The organism is Legionella stuttgartensis, assembly GCF_977063405.2.
Genome location: NZ_CDRUHA020000061.1, coordinates 48,204 through 66,238, shown reverse-complemented (window position 1 = coordinate 66,238; position 18,035 = coordinate 48,204). Strand labels below are relative to the sequence as shown.

Here is an 18,035-nt window from a genome sequence, read left to right as displayed (position 1 = left end):
TTTAATCAAGCTATTTTATACTAAATTTATGCTTGATTTATTGCCGCTAGCATAACCACCAGAAACTAAAGATCAAACATTCTATTGATGGAAACGTTTATAGACTGCAACACGGTCGTTTTAAAAGTATCTTTTGTTGCCAAAATTCCTGTTGTTAACAGATTATCGCCATTCATTGTAGATGTATTAGCAAATGACTGTTCATGTCGACTTACACGGTTTTCGAAAGCTGAAAAAGTGTAAGATGCATCTATAAACCACGAAGGAGTAATAAAATAGGACATTCCAATTTGACCACCGCCACCCCATGCCCACATGGTAGGCGAGCCATAGTTTACCAAACCGGTGACATTAAGTGTTTCACCATTCACAATGGCATAACCTATGGAGTTGTAGTTTTGTGATTGCAAACTGATTAATGAAGGACCTGCACCTAAGTAAATGCTTTTATTACCCAATTGTTTGCCAATTAAAGCGAATAAATTCATCTCGTGGTTAATAGTTGTTTCAACAGAATCAGCAATTGCATATCCGAACATAGGGCTCTGGGTGCCTGATGCACTGGTAAGCACACCGGTTTGAGGAAGGTAAACATCCCTATTAGTTGCTACTTCGCCAAGATATTGATAAGTAAATTTAATCCCATAATAAATGTTCTCATTAAAGTATCTTAAATACCCAGCTTGAGCCTCGGGCGATAAATTTTGGCTCGTATTTTTAAACGGGGCAGCATTCCCTTGGGCAATCCCGGTAGAATTGTACACCCCGTCAATATATAAACTTGAAATCCCCAGACCCCATGAATCCTGCTGAATCCTTACAGAGTTATAATTTCCACCTACTCCAATAAAAAAACCTTGAGGATTGGGCGCTGCACCCATGGTGCCTGCGAAAGCAGAGGTTGCAAAAATGGAGAGAGGTAAAATTGTATTTGATAATTTGAAAAACATTAATAATCCTTTATAAAATTAGGCAAATTAGTGTATTTACTAATTGACACTATTACAATCATTTAAGACAGCAAGGGTAGCCCGTAATCCGCTTTGCTCCTTACGGGCTACCCTTATTACCCCTAAGTTTTTCTCCTAAATCTTAAAATTCACTTGTTCAATCAGCTCATTAGGAAGGACACTCAAAGAGTCGTCACTCAGTTCCCCTTTTAATTTCATTGTTCTTACCTTAGAGAGGGCTAAAACGAATAATGATGGAAATTTATATTTTTTATTAATATCAAAGAGCTGCTCAGTGTTTGGATTTTTGGATAAGCTCTGTGTCAGTTTGTAGCGGAAGTTCAATTTAGCTATGGGGCTTGCCAATGCTGTTCTTTCAGCGATTAGTTTTTTTTCTTCTTCATTTAACGAATGCCGATAGGGTTTTGGTTTGTGCTCCAGCTGCTCTCGAACCTTAGCAAAGCTTATTTTATATTCAGGTGAGAGTGTTGACGTTACGCTCTCATTAAGCTCAGATGCATTATCCGGTTCTGCGTTAGGGTGAGTACAATGTTCTGATTCTTCTTGTTTTTCTTGGGATTCCGAATAACCAAAAAGGTATTTAAAATTTAACTCAAACGCGCTCATGTGTTCTAAGAGTTTATCCATCTTTTTTCTCATAGGTAAAATTCCTGTTTAGTTAAGTGAGTAGAGGTTTTCAAAAGCGGTTCATTTAGGCCATATTGATGAACAAATATGGATAGCAGGAATGATAGCTCATGATGACATTGATACAAGCTTTTTTTGTTTCGAAGCACTTTCTCCATTAGTAAATCCGTTGGGATCCTCCATCGTTTTTTTGAATTTAGTTAAAGGTTCTTTCTTGAACAAGTTTAAGTCGCTCACTGATGAAAATACCATTTGTGTCTCAACGGTTTTTAGGTAGCACGTTTACGGGGCAGTACGATGAAATGTCGGGCCGTGGGGCCGACCTACGGTTGCTCCGCTGTGCTATGGTTAATATATGATAAACAAGGGGATTAAAATGATTAATAACATGCTTCTTATAATGTGTATATTGTTTGCAACTATTCACTATTTGATTAGACGCAAACATTATTCTGCTGAACAGGTCGTAGATTTATACTTGGTTTATTTCCTATTTTTTACGGTAGGTCTTATCGGTTTAATTGGTTTTATCAGCCATGTATTCTTTCCTGATATGGCAGCTGAAATGATTGGTTGGCCTATTGGTAGTCCATTTCAATTTGAAGTTGGATTTCACGATGGCGCGTGGGCCTTGTTAGGTATCCTATCCTTATTTATTGGAGGAAAATTTTGGCTGGCTACTGGTTTAGGATGGTCATTTTTTATAATAGGCGCTTTATATGGTCATATTAGAGAAATGATTTTACATGAAAATTTTGCGCCTTATAACGCCGGAATTATCATATCAGAAATTATTATTCCAGTTGTAATATTGACTTTACTATTCGTGAAGTTTGTTGTTATGAATAAGAAATAAAAGAGTGCTGGTCGGGCCCATGGCCCGACATTTCTACTTACCTATTTATCTTTATATTCTCCAACAACGAATTGGCTGATAGCAATCCCTTTAGGTGCATTTAAAGTAGGTACTCGTACTATCAATATAGTGACTAGATTGTTTTGTTGTGAAAACTCAGTGGAACTCTGATACGTGACTAGTGTTGGCATTTGCACACGCCAGGAGTAAACACCATTCAATAATCCTTTTTGTAAAATAATCGGTGCACGCGTCGCAACAGCTGAAACAATTAATCTCTTAGCTTTAACAGCTTCGAGATTGTTTGATTTATCTAGTGCTTGCTGGAAATTCTTATAACCTTCGGTAGTAAAATATACTGATAAATTCTGCAATGCCTCATTATAATTAACAAAATTATAAGAAAAAGCAGACACAATAGCTTCATTTGCCCATGTTGCCACAGCTATATCTGATTGATTTGGTTCAGTCAGAGGAATCTCAGCCGGTTTACATGGACAGGAACATTCACTGGTTTTAGGTAAAACAGTTTTACTGGAATTAAATAAATTTGTGCCGGCAATTGTTGTTGTAGGCAGGACCAAACTTAACGCTACAAGTATATTTATTATTCGCATCAAATACCCTCTAGTTTTAAGAACAAGTTCGTTTTATCCAGCAACTCCTAAATCGTTTACAAACTCGAAGCGAATCACTTATTGGAGGTGTGAAATATCCCAAAAAGAAACGGCAATAACAATATTTGGTCCAATCTACCCGCCATCACTATGAGAATATCTACCCTACGCGGAGCAGTTAGTCCTCGCACGAGACTTAAACTGAGTGTGAAATTACAGGGTATTATTCTTATTGATACCCATGATTTTTTAGTATAGTTTATGAATCAGCACAGAGTAAATTTATTTTTATAGATCAAGCGTGTAGCACGCGTAGGTAGCTACATATCCATGCTTAACGAGATTATAACGGATGAATCGACGTGATGTTTAACGTCTTTCTCATCTCGAATGAGATGTTCCCAAAATCGTTTTTGCCGAGATACCCTGTTCCCGTTTATTTTTTCTGGAATCAGAAATAGGTTCACTAGCCGGTATCAGTTTTGAAAAAATGCCCTTAGTCCAATTCCAGCGTAAAGAATAGTTTCCATCGTCTTCAGGTCAGGCAACACAACGATGGCTTCAATGAAAATGGATAATCCAGCAACGTAATTTATCATTTTCAGTGAGCAACCTACTTTTTTGTCGTGCAGATTGACCGTAAAAAATAGCAGGTACCGGGAATGATTACTCTTCGATAGCGCATGGCGGACTCATTGGTTATTCCATTAGGCCGGATGTATAGCAATTAAAATTTTGGAGTGCAAGATGAATCCCTGGCCGTGGGCCTTAATCAAGCCCGGTTATTTTAGGAAAAAATTGAGGTGTTGTTGATTGATATTCAATATAGTCTTGTCCTCTTGCTTTTACGGATTCACGCTCGGTCACTGGAATAGTGATAAATACCATAATCACATACAATGCTAATGGCGAGAAGAGGCTTAGTACGCCATAAGGAGATGGCAGTGCAAAAAATGTGAACGAGCACCAGATAAGCCATTCAAAAAAGCAATTAGGATGCCGGCTGAAACGCCATAATTTTTGATTGCACACTTGTCCGGGATGACTTTTTTTAAACTGCTGTAACTGAAAGTCTGCTAGTGATTCTAAGCCCAAAGCAAAAATAAAGAAAATGAGCGCCGCGATATCAACAAAGGTTATATTTTTTGCAGTGCTCAAAGAAATAAAATACCAACATATGGAGACAATAAAGATAAATAGTCCTTGAAGCTGAAAATTAATAAAAAAGCCGAGGGGCTTTTTAATAGTCCAGGAATTGCTTAATGCCGTATAGCGTTTGTCGACATGTTTTTGTCTAATTCGAGCCCACCAAAGATAGCCACCAAGACGAAGACCCCACATTAATAAGGCGGTGCCAAGGATCACAGTGCGTATCGATAAGGGAGACTGACTTAGATAAATGAGTCCGCTTAATGTGAGGCCCGATGCCCATCCTACATCAACGACTGACGGGTTATTCGTTATTCGGTACCAAAGCCAGATAAGAGACATGTGAGCTATTATAATTAAAAGCACGACAAACATAATCATCATCTAGAGTGTTCCTTTCTTTTGTGCCTACCTTTATTATCCAGGTGTTATTCTAGCTGCTATTGCCACGCAGCCTTTTCCTGCGTGCAAGCCAATCACGAGAGAGACCGTATTGATAAAAAGAGGGTCTTTATTAAAATACTCAGAGCTAGTTTTTGCAAGGAGAGTTGCATATTCGTGATTGTCCGCATGAACAATCGCGTAGTCTTCTAGGTGAGCATTTGCTTTCTTAAGTTGCATTTGAACTAATTGAATTAATTTGCCAAGCCCTTTTGCTGAGGATAAAGATTTTCCTGCAACAATTCCGCGTCCGTATTTATCAATGGATACTATAGGCTTGATATGCGACCAAGATGCCAGTTTTGCTGATAGCTTACTCATTCTTCCAGAGCGAATCATTGAATCAAATTGATTTACCAAGACAAAAATAAAGGTATTTTTTATAGCGACTTGAACTCTTCTGATGACTTCGGCAAAAGGAAGTTTTGCTGCAATTAGCTCCCCTGAATAATGGAGTAATAATCCATGTGATGCGGAGTTGGTTTTTGTATCTAATACAGTTATTTGCGGGTCTTCTTTACTCGCTTCAATAAAAGCTGCGTACATGCCGCTCATGGCACTGGAGATTGATAAAATCAAAACATGGTTATAATGAGCACGCAGTCGATTTAAGTATTGTTTGACCTGATACGGGGAAATACAGGAGGTTTTTGGGTAAGTAGGCAAATTTTGCAGCTGATTATAAAAATGATTTGGTTCAAAACTGTATTTATCTAAAAAATCATGCTCCCCGATATGAATGTTTAAAGCAATGGTGTGAATTTGATATTTGTCTAAAAGGTCTTGGGGTAAGTCAGCGCTTGAGTCAGTAACTAATGCGATGGAGTGTTTCTTTGCAAACTGAACCTCATACTGTCGTTGCATGTCATCAACCTTAGGGTATTTTACAGTACCTAGTCGATAAAGAGTGCTGAATAGATGAGTCGGCTCATTGGTATGAATATGAACTTTAAGCAAGTCTTTTGTACCTATAGCTGCTAGGCTATCGCCTTTATTATTAAATTGCTGCACCAACTCATGTTGACTTATTAGCGGGTTTCTGAGAACCGCTTCAGTACAGTAGCGAAATTGAGGTTGCTCAATCATTTGATGGTCATGTGCTTGTGATGGATGAATTTTATGTGGTGTAGATGACTTGAGGACGACTCCTTTTGCTAAAAAATCAGTGAACCCTTCAATAAAGTAGTAAAAGCCCAATGCTCCTGCATCCACAACCTTTGCTTCTCTTGCTATTTTGAGAGTTGTTTTGGTTTTTTCTACTTCCTTTTTAAGCATTGGAGTGATGATATTCATGGTTTTTACGATAGAGTTGGGATGATTTTGTGAGTTTACAAACTCAGCCAGTTTTTTAATAAGAGTAATTATTGTTCCTTCAACGGGTGCTGATAAAACAGAGTTAATTTCTTCTCCAATTCTTTTGAGAGCAGAACATAAATTACCCACATTTAACTTATTGGAAATAGGAAGGTATTGATGTAGCCCAAGAAAAAATTGTGTTAATAGAATACCAGAGTTGCCGCGACTGCCTAAAATGGCTGCTTGTGCTATTGACTCAAGGGTTAATTTATTGTCTTCTTTTATTTCAGAATATTCGATAATAGCAACACATACTGAAGCCATATTATCACCTGTATCGCCATCAGCAACCGGAAAGACATTAATCCTATTAAGCTCCTCTCGTTTACTAATAAGTTGGTGACATCCATTGATTATAGCCCCATGGATTGACTCTGCATTTAGTTCATCAAAAACCATCAATTATTTATTCCCTTTTAACACTTGAAGTTAATAATACTCTGCTCCATATTAAGTTTTTTTACAACGAAGGTATAGGAATTTATGGCTCGATATTTAATTATTGCAGCAAGTAGTGCTATTGGTCAGTCCGTAGTTGAACTTCTTAAAACACAAGGTGATGAGGTTCTGACTACAGCACAAAGTACGGATAAAATGGCACCTGATTTTATTCTGGATGCTTCTGATTTTGATGCAGTAGACAGGGTATTTGAGCAAGCAGGTTCTATTGATGGGGTGGTTAATTGCGCTGGTTCTTTATTACTTAAAAGTGCTCATATGACCAGTTTTGAGGAGTTTCAAAAGACAGTTAATGCGTCTTTAACTACATCCTTTGCAACGATACGCGCAGCAGGCAAACGAATGACTAGAGGTGGCTCTGTGGTGCTTATTGCCTCTGCCGCAGCGTTAACTGGACTGGCTAATCATGAGGCTATTGCTGCAGCCAAAGCAGGTGTTATTGGCTTAGCACAATCAGCAGCAGCAACTTATGCATCATCTAATTTGCGTATCAATGTAGTGGCACCAGGGATGGTTAAAACACATTTAACTGATGCATTACTCAAGAATCAATTGATTGCTAAGGCATCCACTGCGATGCATGCCTTGGGGCGAATTGGCGAGCCATCTGATATAGCACGAGCTATTTTATTTTTTCTTAATTCTGAAAACAGTTGGATAACAGGGCAAGTTCTAGCCGTGGATGGTGGCTTAAGCTCGGTTCGTCCAAAGCTTAAAGTGTAATTTATTTACTTTTAGGGCGTTCTATGACGAAATTATGCTTTATTTTGGGCGACCAACTCAGTGAGTCACTTTCTTCACTCGCTGTAATCGATAAGCATGATGATGTGGTTTTCCTTTGTGAAGTGATGGAAGAAGCAACTTATGTGGCACATCATCCTAAAAAAATAGCCTTTTTATTTTCAGCCATGCGTCATTTTGCACGACGATTAACAGTGCTTGGTTATAGAGTTCGGTACACTCAATATGATGATGCCAGTAATACTGGTTCTTTTGAAAAGGAGTTGCATCGCGCGATCAATGAAGAAAAAATTTCAGAGGTACATGTTGTTCACCCTGGTGAGTGGCGCGTTCTAGAAAAAATGAGCCTATTAAAAAAACAATTGTTGATACCTCTTATCATTCATGAAGACACTCGATTTTTATGTTCGATAGACGAGTTTAACTATTGGGCAAAAGATAAAAAGCAGTTGCGTATGGAGTATTTTTACCGAATGATGCGTCAAAAGCATCATCTTCTCATAGATGATCGAGGGAGGCCGGTAGGTGGGGCGTGGAATTATGATGCGCAAAATCGAAAGAATGCAAATCATATCGAAAAATTTCCTAGTCGCTTGACACATCCTATAGATGAAGTGACCTCAGAGGTTTTAAGCTTGGTGGAAAAGGAGTTTTCTCATCATTTTGGTCAATTACATCCGTTTAATTTTGCAGTGACCCGCGAGCAGGCTCTTTGTGAGGCCAACTACTTTATAGAGCATTGTCTAGTCTATTTTGGTGATTACCAAGACGCCATGCGCTCTAATGAAGTCAATTTATATCACTCCAAATTATCTTTTTATCTGAATGCAGGGCTTTTATTGCCTTTAGAGTTATGCTGTATAGCAGAAGAAGCTTTTAAAAATAAACTGGCACCGTTGAATGCGGTGGAAGGATTTATTCGTCAAATATTAGGATGGCGAGAGTATGTGCGTGGTATTTACTGGCTCATGATGCCTGATTATGCAAACAGGAATTATTTTAACTCATCCAAGCCCTTGCCCTCACTATTTTGGGGGAAAGACACCCAGATGTTTTGTATAAAAGAAGTAGTGCGCCAGACTCAAGTTGAAGCGTATTCTCACCATATCCAACGCTTAATGATTACCGGTAATTTTGCTCTGTTAGCAGGTCTTAATCCTAAAGAAGTGTGTGAGTGGTATTTGGCTGTCTATGCTGATGCATTTGAATGGGTGGAGTTACCAAACACTCTAGGGATGGCGCTTTATGCTGATGGTGGGGTGATGGCGACTAAACCTTATGCGGCAAGCGGGAAATACATTCAAAAAATGAGTAATTTTTGTAAGTCATGCACTTATAATCCTAGCGATGTAGTCGGTGAAGATGCCTGCCCGTTTAATTCCCTCTATTGGAATTTTATAGAGCAACATCAAGACAGGCTTAAAAACAACCCCCGTCTTCATTATGCGTACTTTAATTGGGATAAAATGGACCAAGAAAAGAAAAAAGCCATCCTTGTCAAGGCAGCTCAAGTGTTGACTGCATTAGATGCTGAGCAGTTATAATAAAAAGTCACCCCTGAAAAGAAGAAAACTAGACTAGTTAACAGCTTTTGGTCAATAAAAAATTGTATGGCCTTGTCTTAATTAAAAATACTTATACCTATCAATTTTAACAGTATGTCTTAAGAGTAAATATGCTACAATTTATGGATCGATTCACACGGTTGAGATCTTTATGCTTGTAGAAATTCTATCTCGAATTCAATTTGGTTTTAGTATTGGTTTTCATATTTTGTTTCCTACATTAAATCTTGGTCTCGCGGTATTTCTTGTGATTATGGAAGCAACTTGGTTGAAAACAAAAAATCCAATTTATCTCGAGATCTGCAAACTTTGGACTAAAATTTTCGCTTTGACCTTTGGAATGGGAGTAGTTTCTGGAATTGTTTTAGCCTATCAAATTGGCACTAATTTTGGCCCCTTTATCACGCAGTTTGGAAACGTCTTGGGCGCTTTATTTGCATACGAAACCTTGACTGCTTTTTTTCTCGAGGCTGGATTTTTAGGGGTGATGCTATTTGGTTGGAAAAGAGTTCCGCCAAAGCTTCATTTTATTGCCACGCTTTTGGTAACTATTGGTACAACAATATCCGCATTCTGGATTATGTCAGCGAATTCATGGATGCAAACTCCTAGCGGGTATCAATTGGTTGATGGGAAGTACATTGTCGATAGCTGGTGGGCCGTAGTATTTAATCCTAGTTTTATTCCACGTTTTATTCACATGCTATTGGCCTCTTATGTGACCACTTGTTTTGTCATCATGGCTGTTTCTGGATATTATCTGTTACGGGAAAAGTGTAACGCGATTGCCAAAAGATGCTTAGCGTTTAGTTTGTGGGCAGCGTTGATTTTAGTTCCTTTGCAAATAGGTGTTGGCGATATAGTGGGTATTAATGTGCATCACTACCAACCTTTAAAAACTGCGGCGATGGAAGGGGTTTGGCAGACCCAAAAAGGAGCGCCCCTTGTGTTGTTTGCGATCCCGTCACAAGAACAACAAAAAAACTTTTATCAAATTGGAGTGCCAAAGCTTGCAAGCCTTATTAACACGCATGAGTGGAATGGCGAGCTTATAGGTTTGAGTTCAGTTCCTGCTGCTGAGCAGCCACGCATGCTCCCTGTTTTTTTCTCATTCCGAATTATGGTAGGTATTGGAATTTTGATGTTATTCACTGCCATAGTAGGAGTTTTTCTGTATTTAAAAGGTATACTGTTTAAGCTTCGTTGGTTTCATCGGTGGTGTTTTGCGATGGCTCCATTAGGATTTATTGCGAGTATTGCAGGATGGTTAACCGCTGAAATTGGCCGACAACCGTGGGTAGTTTATAATCTTTTAAAGACAAAAGATGCGGTATCTTCTATAGGGTATGAAGAGGTGCTGATTTCCTTTTCGTTGCTTATTCTTGCTTATGGGGTTGTTTTTGGTTTTTATCTCTATTATTTACTCAAACTAATTGCACATGGGCCAGAGACATTAATAGAAGAAGTAGAGCATCATGCATTTCAGTATATGACCGATATTCCTGAGGAGAAAAAATAATGTTACCACTTATTTTTGCCGCACTTCTTGGATTTATTATTCTGATGTATGTCATCCTCGACGGTTTTGATTTAGGCATTGGTATTCTCTTTCCATTTACATCCAATGAAAAAGACCGTGATACTATGATGAATTCCATTGCCCCCGTTTGGGATGGTAATGAGACATGGCTCGTTTTTGGCGGTGCGATGCTTTATGGTGCATTCCCAAAAGTCTATGGTTTGCTGCTACCCATTCTTTACATGCCCATCATGCTCATGCTAATTGCTTTAATATTTCGTGGTGTGAGTTTTGAGTTTCGTTTTAAGGCGATGAGATCGAAACCAATCTGGAATTGGATTTTTGCAATCAGCTCGGTTGCTGCAACATTCTTTCAGGGAGTTATTTTAGGTGCTTTTGTCCAGGGTTTTTCCATCAATGAATCTTCAATGACTGTTAATAATCCCAATTGGTTAACCCCTTTTAGCCTATGTACTGGAATTGCTTTGGTGTGCGGGTATGCTCTTTTAGGTTCGACTTGGATGGTTATCAAAAGCACTGGAAGACTTCAGCGTACAATGATTCATCACGCACGAGGATTGTTAGTATTAGTCGGTTTATTCTTGATTTTTGTGAGTATTTGGACCCCTTTGCACAGTGATGAAATTTTTCATCGTTGGTATAGTATTCCTAACGTGTTTTTATTAAGTCCTCTACCATTGTTTGCCGCTGTTGCTATTTATCAAGTTTGGAAAAACTTAGATGCGGCAAGTGAGTACAAGCCGTTCATCTACAGTATCATTGTATTCTTGTGTGCTTACGTAGGAATTGCGATTAGTGTTTATCCTTATTTAATTCCGCATGAGGTGACGCTTTGGGAAGCCGCGGCTCCTGATTCAACGCTTAAATTTATTCTTGTTGGTGTCGTGATTATGCTTCCTATACTCCTTGCGTATACACTGTATGCTTATCATCTCTTCCGAGGAAAATCGACAGGACACTATCACTAGAAATCCTGCCAATCGGAACTTAAGGCAAGGGATAAATAATTCATGTTACTGATGGTTTGCCTGCATTACTTTAAATGGCTGCCTAAATAAACGGTCAAAAAAGAGCTCCAAGAGCAAAGAAGGATTCCCCAAAACCAGTCTAAGATCCCCATTCCTATGGGGAAACCCTTAAAAATCGCAAGGCAGGTAAAATCGTAGACGCCATAAATTACGGCACCGAGAACGGCTCCGTAACAAGCAGCCCAATAGGGTGAATTATGAGCCAGTGGAATTATGAATAAGACAACACTTAAAGCAAACAAGAGATACACTATAAGGGTCGCCCACCAAATAGGTTTTAATTGGCCGTCTACAAGGTTTAACCAGGGCCCATAATTTTGAAAATAGAGATTCTTGGCAATAAAGCCCAACCAAATCATATCTGTAATAATAAATATAAAAAAAGCAATAAAAAATAGCTTTAATGTTATTCCATTCATCATTTGTCCTTATGCGTTATGGTATCGAAAACTCTTCATCGAGCGCAGACTCTACCTTAGGGTAAGTGAATTTAAACTGAGTTCATTTCAATAAGCTCCTTTTTTACCTTTTAGCTCCAACGTTTAGAGCCAATACTAGGTTCTGATAAATTAATGATGATATCGAATTGTTGGCTGTCGTGAAGACTCCTGCAATAAGCATATTCATGATTTAACTCCTTTAATTCATTATTGCAATAACCACATTGAGATATGAAGCAAACATCAGCCAAAATACGTAAGGACTTAATAACCAGGCAATGCTTTTATGCGTTTTTTTAACTTTAATGATTAAGAGCACATTCAAACAAGTTAAGCTAATAATCCATAGAGCACTAGGTATTAACCAGTGCAGGCCAAAAAAAAGCGGAGTCCATGCCCAATTCATCAGCATTTGTGATACAAAAAGCATCTTAACTATTTTAGAGAACTCGGTATTATTGCTTGATAAAAACCAGGCAATGATGGCAAGAAGTGCATATAATAAGATCCAAATAACCGAAAAAACAAACCCAGGGGGAGTTAAGGAAGACTTATTAAGATGCTCGTACCAAGGGTAAATATTAGCCTGAGTGAGCAAACCCATTAAAAAGCCTATGCTCTCAAAGAGCACAATCCATAATGCTAATTTCATTAGCTTATTTAAGTGCAAAATCAGTTCTCCAAATTTGGGTCAGTCCTTCTTTGTAAGTTGGGTATTTCAAAGCAACATGTAACTCTTTTTTGATTTTTAAATGAGAAACTCGCCGGTTATTCGCGTAAAATTCTTGTTCCACGGGAGATGAATAAGCTTCTGAAAAGGGAATTAAAGGACTCATGGATTAGTCCTCTTCTTTAGTTGATTGTAATAAGCTAAGGCTTTGGAACGTGATTCGCTGTGATTAATGATAGGTTTAGGATAATTGTTTGTACTATAAATTGATGCAGCATTCTTGGATTCCCAAGGTGCATGAATTTCACCATTATTTAGGCAAGAAAGCTCTGGTACCCAGCGACGTATATAAACCCCATTGAGGTCAAATTTTTGGCTTTGAAGAACCGGATTAAAAATGCGAAAATAGGGCGCTGCATCAGCCCCACAACCAGCAACCCATTGCCAACTGGCGCTATTGTTGGCTAAGTCAGCATCAACTAAAGTATCTAGAAACCAATCAGCACCCAATCGCCAATCGATGAATAAGCCTTTAGTGAGAAAGGAAGCAACTATCATTCTTACTCGGTTGTGCATGTATCCAGTAGCCCATAGTTCTCGCATGCCTGCATCGACGATGGGGTACCCCGTCATTCCTTTTTGCCATCTCTTTAATAACGATTCATCGTTATGCCAGGGAAAGGAATCAAATTCATTTTTAAAATTTTGATAGGGTAAAGATGGTACATGATAAAGCAGGTAATAAGAAAACTCGCGCCATCCCAGTTCTGATAAAAAGTGCTCGGCTCCCGCTAAATCACATTGTGGGTTGAGTTTGGCGTACTCAACGGCTCTTAAAATAGTCCAGGGGCTGATTTCACCAAAATGTAAATGCGGAGATAGATGTGACGTGGCATTTTTTTCAGGGATATTTCGATTTGTTTTATAACCATGAAGATGGTTCTTGATGAATTCTTGCAGTCGTCGCTTTGCTCCTTCTTCTCCTGGTGTCCAAAAATCAGGAAATTGTGATGCCCAATCGAGATGTGGTAATAACCTCCAATCGTTAATTTCATCACTTTTTAAGGAAACGGAAGTAAAATGATGCGATATTAATTGTTCTGGTTGAGCACTAAGTGCTTGTCGACACGTTTTCCAATAAGGAGTAAAGACTTTAAAAAAGTCACCAGTTTTATTTCTTATTGTCCAAGGTTCATTCAATAAGCTTCCATTAAAGCTGAAGACATCCATTCCAGATTTTTGAAGTGCTGCTTTGATTTCTTTATCGCGCTCGATATTCTTAGGTTCATAGCATCGATTCCAATAAATAGCCTCAACTCTTACAGTCTTTATAAGATCTAAAATAATGTCTAATGGGTTTCCCTTGCGCAGAATAAGTGTTAATCCGAGTTGTGTGGTTAGCGAGTTATTGAGAGCCTGAAGGCTGTGATGAAGCCACCAGGCTTGAGCTTCGCCAAGGACGCTGTTTTTTTCATCCAAAATATAGACTGGAATCACTGTTTCGTGATTCGTACAAGCCTCAAAAAATGCGGGATTATCAGCTAACCGCAAATCCTGTCTAAACCAAACTAATGCGCTACTCATGTCTTCCTTATTTATTTTTGTTGTGTAGAGCTATTTGCTCTGTGAGTTGAAGCGAAATAGCGAGCCCTAGCCTTTAATTCCTCTAACTGGACCTGAGCTTGTATGGTGTTGAGTTGTACCTGGGTGGTCATTTGCTCGCGTTGATTCACTAAAAATAAAGTACTGTCTCCTTGATAAAACTTTTTTGTTTCTCCGTGCTGCACCTTTTGAGCCAAACTTAATTCTTTTTTCAATAAACTGACTTGTCGTTTACTTCTGTTGATACCAATCAGGATATTTGCAAATTCATTGTGGAGTTGTTCGTATAAGAATCTCTTTTCAACACGAACTTGACGCAATTCACCTTCCGCCTGGATTAGGTTCCCTTTGGCTTGTCTTTGCAGCAAAGGAAATTTAAACGAGACACCGACCATTGCTGCTTGTGGAATTAATAAGGGGTATCCTCCCGTTCCATTTTGTTTGAAGGTGTAGGCACTTGCATCTAATTGAGGTAGGAGTTCGTTTCGTGCCTGATTGCGTTTGAGTTTCATCATATTGGCATAATGGTTAAGTTTTTTTATTCCTGGGTGTTCTTTAAGTGAGGCCTCGAAGGTGTATGAGGAACTGGTCAAAGCAGGTAAAGACCGTCCTTTAGGAATTAATGGGTTTCCCTTTGGGTCGCGAAAATAAAGAGATAAATTAATGCTTGTTTGTTCAAATATCATTTGAGCTTGATTGAGTAATTGTTCTCGTTGAATGATTTGTTGTAAATTTTCACTGATGGCAAGTTTTGGCAAATCCCCAAGATTGGCCTGTTGTTCAATTGCATGTTGACGTTTTTGTGCTAATTGCAGGAGTTGTTTAAATGTTTTTAATTGAAGGCCTGCTTCTACCCATTGCCAATAAGCTTTAATCGCTTCTTGATAAATTTTTATTTTGATTGCCTCTGCATCTTGTTCCTTCATCAGCATCAATTGTGCAGAAGACAATAATCCGGTTCGCTCTTTATCAATTAAGCGGTCGCGGAGCAGGGGAAGCGATAATCCTGCTCTATATTCTCCACCGGAGTTCGTCAAATAGTTTTGATAGTAAATGGGCCAGTTTCCTTCACCATTACGATAGCCTGCAAAAAGCTTCACACCGTTATAAAGCGTTGGAATGGTAAGTTGCGTATCGCCATAGTTATTAATATAACCCCCTGCGGGTTGCGAGCGAGTGCTGGCTTCTAATGAGGGATCAAATTGTCCCTTTGCATTGACAAAAGCGCCACTGGCTTTAATTACTTCAAGGCGGGCTATTTTTACTTGAGGGTAATGAGTGTCGATGCTTTGCAGTACCTCCATTAAGCTTAACTTTTGTATTTTTTGGGAGGCGTGCGATTTTGGATACTCCAATAGACCATTTAGTCCAAAAAGGATAAGGACTAACCCCCGTACCGTTGATCTCCTCATGAGCTTGCCTTTTGTGCTGAGCTTTCAGGAGGAAAGCCGTTAAACTGGCGCCATAACTCATACCACAACGGTACCTCGCCTAATTGCACCCAGCCATGTACCCGCACTCCTTGCCTTAAAAAGGTAGGCTCAGGCCAGGGCTCATCAGGCACAATCACGGCACGAAATAGCCCCATGCCATTATCTGTGGGGTCAATAAACGCTACTTTCCCACCAAAAGTACCTACGGCGATTTGCGGCCAACCCCTAAATTGAATGGCGGGCCATCCTTCAAATTGAAGGCGTGCTTTTTGATTCAGCTGAACAAATGGAATGTCATTGCCATCAATCCAGAGTGCTACGGCTCTTGATTCGGTTACAGGTATAATCTCTGCTAATATTTCCCCCTCTTTAACAACAACGCTTTCTTGTCCCGCCAGGCGCTTAAAGATGATTCCTGGGACATGCGCTTTGATGAGCTGGGTTTGTTGTCTGGCAATCCGAACATCTATGCTGACTTTATCAATATTGGCTTGTGCTAATTCATTCTGGTATTTGGCGTATTCAATTTGAGCCAATTCGTATTGACGCTTTGAATTAATGCCTTGTTGGTATAAGTTCTTTTGGCGATCAACATTGGCTTTTCCTGCTATTAATGATTGTTGAGCCGCTTCGATGCGAAGCAAAATGGCCTTTTTTTCCAGCTCCAATCGTTTGAGTAGTTCGGGATCATTATCGGTAATCTCTACAATGGGGTCGCCCGCTTTAACCCGGACACCCTCGTCAACATACCATTTTTTAATTCTGCCATAAATAGGTGAATTGACGGTATGCAATCGCTCAGTGGGTGAAAAAGCAATCACCTTTCCATCCCCAAGGGCAAACTGTTGCCAAGGGGTAAAGCTTAAAAATAAAATTAAAATCAAAAGAACTAAAAAAATAATTTTGGCAATTTTGCGAGGATTAGGTAATTTGCCAATCATCTGATAAGCGTGCAGCTTCATGAGAGCACCCGGCAGTTAGACAGTGGAATAAGTTTTGGGTATTGGGTGATTACAATCAAAAGCGTGTTATTAAGCGTTCTTAAATGAAACAGCAATAACTCAATGTCTTTTGTGGTCAGTCTATCAAAAGCTCTATCGATTATAATAAGCTGAGGTTTTGAAAGTAGCGCACGAATCACCATGAGTTGAATGAGTTCAAGCTCATTAAATACGTACTCCCAGTCATAGATTATGCTTTTTAAGCCCTGGGGTTGGCCCATAATTTTATCCATCAGCCCAAATGATTCTAAAACCTCTTTTAATTGCTGTATCGAAAAAGACGGTTGATTAAGTCGTAAATTGTCATAAATGCTGCCTGCAAACCATTCTTTGTCTCTAAGCAGCAGAGTGTGCTCACGCAGGGAGCGTCTGTATTCTTGATGACAGAAGGTCTCATTGATATACAGGGTGAGAGCATTATTATTTTTAAAACCTAAAATAAAATCGCTAAGTGATTCTTGTTGTTGTGTTTCATTTATACAAATAACAAGGGGATTTTCAGGAGTGCTGGAGGCCTTTTTTTGATTTTCAGTGACTAGTGTGATGCTTCTTATGGGAATAATAAGTTCGCTTAATTCGGTGTTAATCGTTTCGCTTGGGAGATTTAATACAACGTCAATTTTATGCTCGGAAGCTACTAAGTCGTAATAATTTTCCAAAAGAACACCAAAACGTTTAAAAGCATAGATTAACGCGCCAAGAACAATCTCTGCCGCAACGAGCTGACCTAAACTTAATTGGTTGTTAATCACGAGATAGCCTCCTAAGCCGAGTAGAAGACTGCTGGCGATTGCCGAGAGGAGATAAAAACCAACCTGATGTTTGATAAGTTGTTTAAAGTGCATGTTGCGTGCTTTTAAAAAGGAAACCAAGCGCTTATCTGTTTGTTGAGTTGCATAGTTATGATAACGATTAAAGCGAAATAAAAAGCGATTGGTCAGTAACTCCTCTAGCCATGCACCTACTTGATGTTTTTCCGCGCATTCTTTTTCGGCACTCGCCAATCCTTTTCGGTAAGGTAGAAAAACAATCAAAATTATACTTAGTACAATAAATCCATCGAATACCAGAAAGAATGGATGATAAAAAAGAAGCAAGAGTAAACCAAAAAAGAGCTGCAAAATTAAGTTCACGCCATAGAGTAATAGACTTGATAGCGCTTTGTTGATAGTCACCACTTCGAAAAAACGATTAACGAGCTCGGGCCCATGATGGGAGGAGAAATTATCTAGTGACAAATGAGTAAATTGACGAGTTAGGTTAAGACTTATTTTCACCATTAATTTTTGTTGAATAACTTCAATGATAATCGCTTGCCAAATATTTAAAGCTCCTAGAGCAATCATTAAGACAAGCACCATTACGCTTAGAGTAAGAACAGGTTGTAGCAGTTTACCAAAAGCAAGCAGATTGACTAATGTTTGAGCTGCAATAGGAATGCTTAAGGTGAGTAGGCTCACTATCACGCTTATCATGACTATTGATGCGATAGTCGCTTTATCTAAGGTCTCAACAATGGAATTCATTTCCTGTTTCATT

General features: G+C 39.0%; 17 protein-coding genes. 5 read left to right on the top strand and 12 right to left on the bottom strand.

Annotated elements, in window-relative coordinates:
• Window positions 1-65: 65 nt before the first annotated feature.
• Complete coding sequence (locus tag ACWTEW_RS22725; protein WP_454783329.1) at window positions 66-950, bottom strand: outer membrane protein; 885 nt, start codon at window positions 948-950, stop codon at window positions 66-68.
• 135 nt (window positions 951-1,085) lie between these two features.
• Window positions 1,086-1,610: a hypothetical protein gene (locus tag ACWTEW_RS22720; RefSeq protein ID WP_454783328.1), complete on the bottom strand. Its 525-nt coding sequence runs from the start codon at window positions 1,608-1,610 to the stop codon at window positions 1,086-1,088.
• Between the two features lie 364 nt (window positions 1,611-1,974).
• Between ACWTEW_RS22720 and ACWTEW_RS22715 the strand changes: the two genes are divergently transcribed.
• A complete protein-coding gene (locus ACWTEW_RS22715) occupies window positions 1,975-2,454 on the top strand; it encodes a DUF6790 family protein (RefSeq protein ID WP_454783327.1) in 480 nt (159 codons plus the stop codon).
• A 41-nt stretch (window positions 2,455-2,495) separates the two neighbouring features.
• Here the strand turns inward: ACWTEW_RS22715 and ACWTEW_RS22710 are convergent, their stop codons facing one another.
• The 3 genes from ACWTEW_RS22710 to ACWTEW_RS22700 form a co-directional block, all read right to left on the bottom strand.
• The gene (locus ACWTEW_RS22710) at window positions 2,496-3,071 is read right to left on the bottom strand and encodes a DotI/IcmL/TraM family protein (RefSeq protein WP_454783326.1); all 576 of its coding nucleotides are present in this window, start codon (window positions 3,069-3,071) and stop codon (window positions 2,496-2,498) included.
• Between the two features lie 768 nt (window positions 3,072-3,839).
• The gene (locus ACWTEW_RS22705) at window positions 3,840-4,601 is read right to left on the bottom strand and encodes a DUF1295 domain-containing protein (RefSeq protein ID WP_454783392.1); all 762 of its coding nucleotides are present in this window, start codon (window positions 4,599-4,601) and stop codon (window positions 3,840-3,842) included.
• A gap of 36 nt (window positions 4,602-4,637) precedes the next feature.
• Complete coding sequence (locus ACWTEW_RS22700; RefSeq protein WP_454783391.1) at window positions 4,638-6,416, bottom strand: DegV family protein; 1,779 nt, start codon at window positions 6,414-6,416, stop codon at window positions 4,638-4,640.
• 84 nt (window positions 6,417-6,500) lie between these two features.
• Between ACWTEW_RS22700 and ACWTEW_RS22695 the strand changes: the two genes are divergently transcribed.
• From ACWTEW_RS22695 to cydB, 4 genes are all read left to right on the top strand, one after another.
• On the top strand, window positions 6,501-7,199 hold the full coding sequence (locus ACWTEW_RS22695) for an SDR family oxidoreductase (protein WP_454783325.1): 699 nt from the start codon (window positions 6,501-6,503) through the stop codon (window positions 7,197-7,199).
• Between the two features lie 23 nt (window positions 7,200-7,222).
• Window positions 7,223-8,761: a cryptochrome/photolyase family protein gene (locus tag ACWTEW_RS22690; protein ID WP_454783324.1), complete on the top strand. Its 1,539-nt coding sequence runs from the start codon at window positions 7,223-7,225 to the stop codon at window positions 8,759-8,761.
• A gap of 172 nt (window positions 8,762-8,933) precedes the next feature.
• The gene (locus tag ACWTEW_RS22685) at window positions 8,934-10,301 is read left to right on the top strand and encodes a cytochrome ubiquinol oxidase subunit I (RefSeq protein ID WP_454783323.1); all 1,368 of its coding nucleotides are present in this window, start codon (window positions 8,934-8,936) and stop codon (window positions 10,299-10,301) included.
• Complete coding sequence (gene cydB, locus ACWTEW_RS22680; protein ID WP_454783322.1) at window positions 10,301-11,290, top strand: cytochrome d ubiquinol oxidase subunit II; 990 nt, start codon at window positions 10,301-10,303, stop codon at window positions 11,288-11,290. The genes ACWTEW_RS22685 and cydB overlap by 1 nt, the downstream gene beginning before the upstream one ends.
• 65 nt (window positions 11,291-11,355) lie before the next feature.
• Here cydB and ACWTEW_RS22675 read toward each other — a convergent pair whose 3' ends face one another.
• From ACWTEW_RS22675 to ACWTEW_RS22645, 7 genes are all read right to left on the bottom strand, one after another.
• Window positions 11,356-11,772: a DUF2177 family protein gene (locus ACWTEW_RS22675; RefSeq protein ID WP_454783321.1), complete on the bottom strand. Its 417-nt coding sequence runs from the start codon at window positions 11,770-11,772 to the stop codon at window positions 11,356-11,358.
• Window positions 11,773-11,989: 217 nt separating this feature from the next.
• Window positions 11,990-12,442: a TspO/MBR family protein gene (locus ACWTEW_RS22670; RefSeq protein WP_454783320.1), complete on the bottom strand. Its 453-nt coding sequence runs from the start codon at window positions 12,440-12,442 to the stop codon at window positions 11,990-11,992.
• A 4-nt stretch (window positions 12,443-12,446) separates the two neighbouring features.
• Window positions 12,447-12,626 (bottom strand): hypothetical protein, encoded by a 180-nt coding sequence (locus tag ACWTEW_RS22665; RefSeq protein ID WP_454783319.1) that lies wholly within the window; start codon window positions 12,624-12,626, stop codon window positions 12,447-12,449.
• The gene (locus ACWTEW_RS22660) at window positions 12,623-14,044 is read right to left on the bottom strand and encodes a cryptochrome/photolyase family protein (RefSeq protein WP_454783318.1); all 1,422 of its coding nucleotides are present in this window, start codon (window positions 14,042-14,044) and stop codon (window positions 12,623-12,625) included. The genes ACWTEW_RS22665 and ACWTEW_RS22660 overlap by 4 nt, the downstream gene beginning before the upstream one ends.
• Window positions 14,045-14,055: 11 nt before the next feature.
• Complete coding sequence (locus ACWTEW_RS22655) at window positions 14,056-15,474, bottom strand: TolC family protein (protein WP_454783317.1); 1,419 nt, start codon at window positions 15,472-15,474, stop codon at window positions 14,056-14,058.
• Window positions 15,471-16,457, bottom strand: coding sequence for an HlyD family secretion protein (locus ACWTEW_RS22650; RefSeq protein WP_454783316.1), 987 nt, complete (start codon window positions 16,455-16,457; stop codon window positions 15,471-15,473). Before ACWTEW_RS22650 ends, ACWTEW_RS22655 begins: the two co-directional genes overlap by 4 nt.
• Complete coding sequence (locus ACWTEW_RS22645; protein ID WP_454783315.1) at window positions 16,454-18,034, bottom strand: ABC transporter transmembrane domain-containing protein; 1,581 nt, start codon at window positions 18,032-18,034, stop codon at window positions 16,454-16,456. The genes ACWTEW_RS22650 and ACWTEW_RS22645 overlap by 4 nt, the downstream gene beginning before the upstream one ends.
• Window position 18,035: the final 1 nt, after the last annotated feature.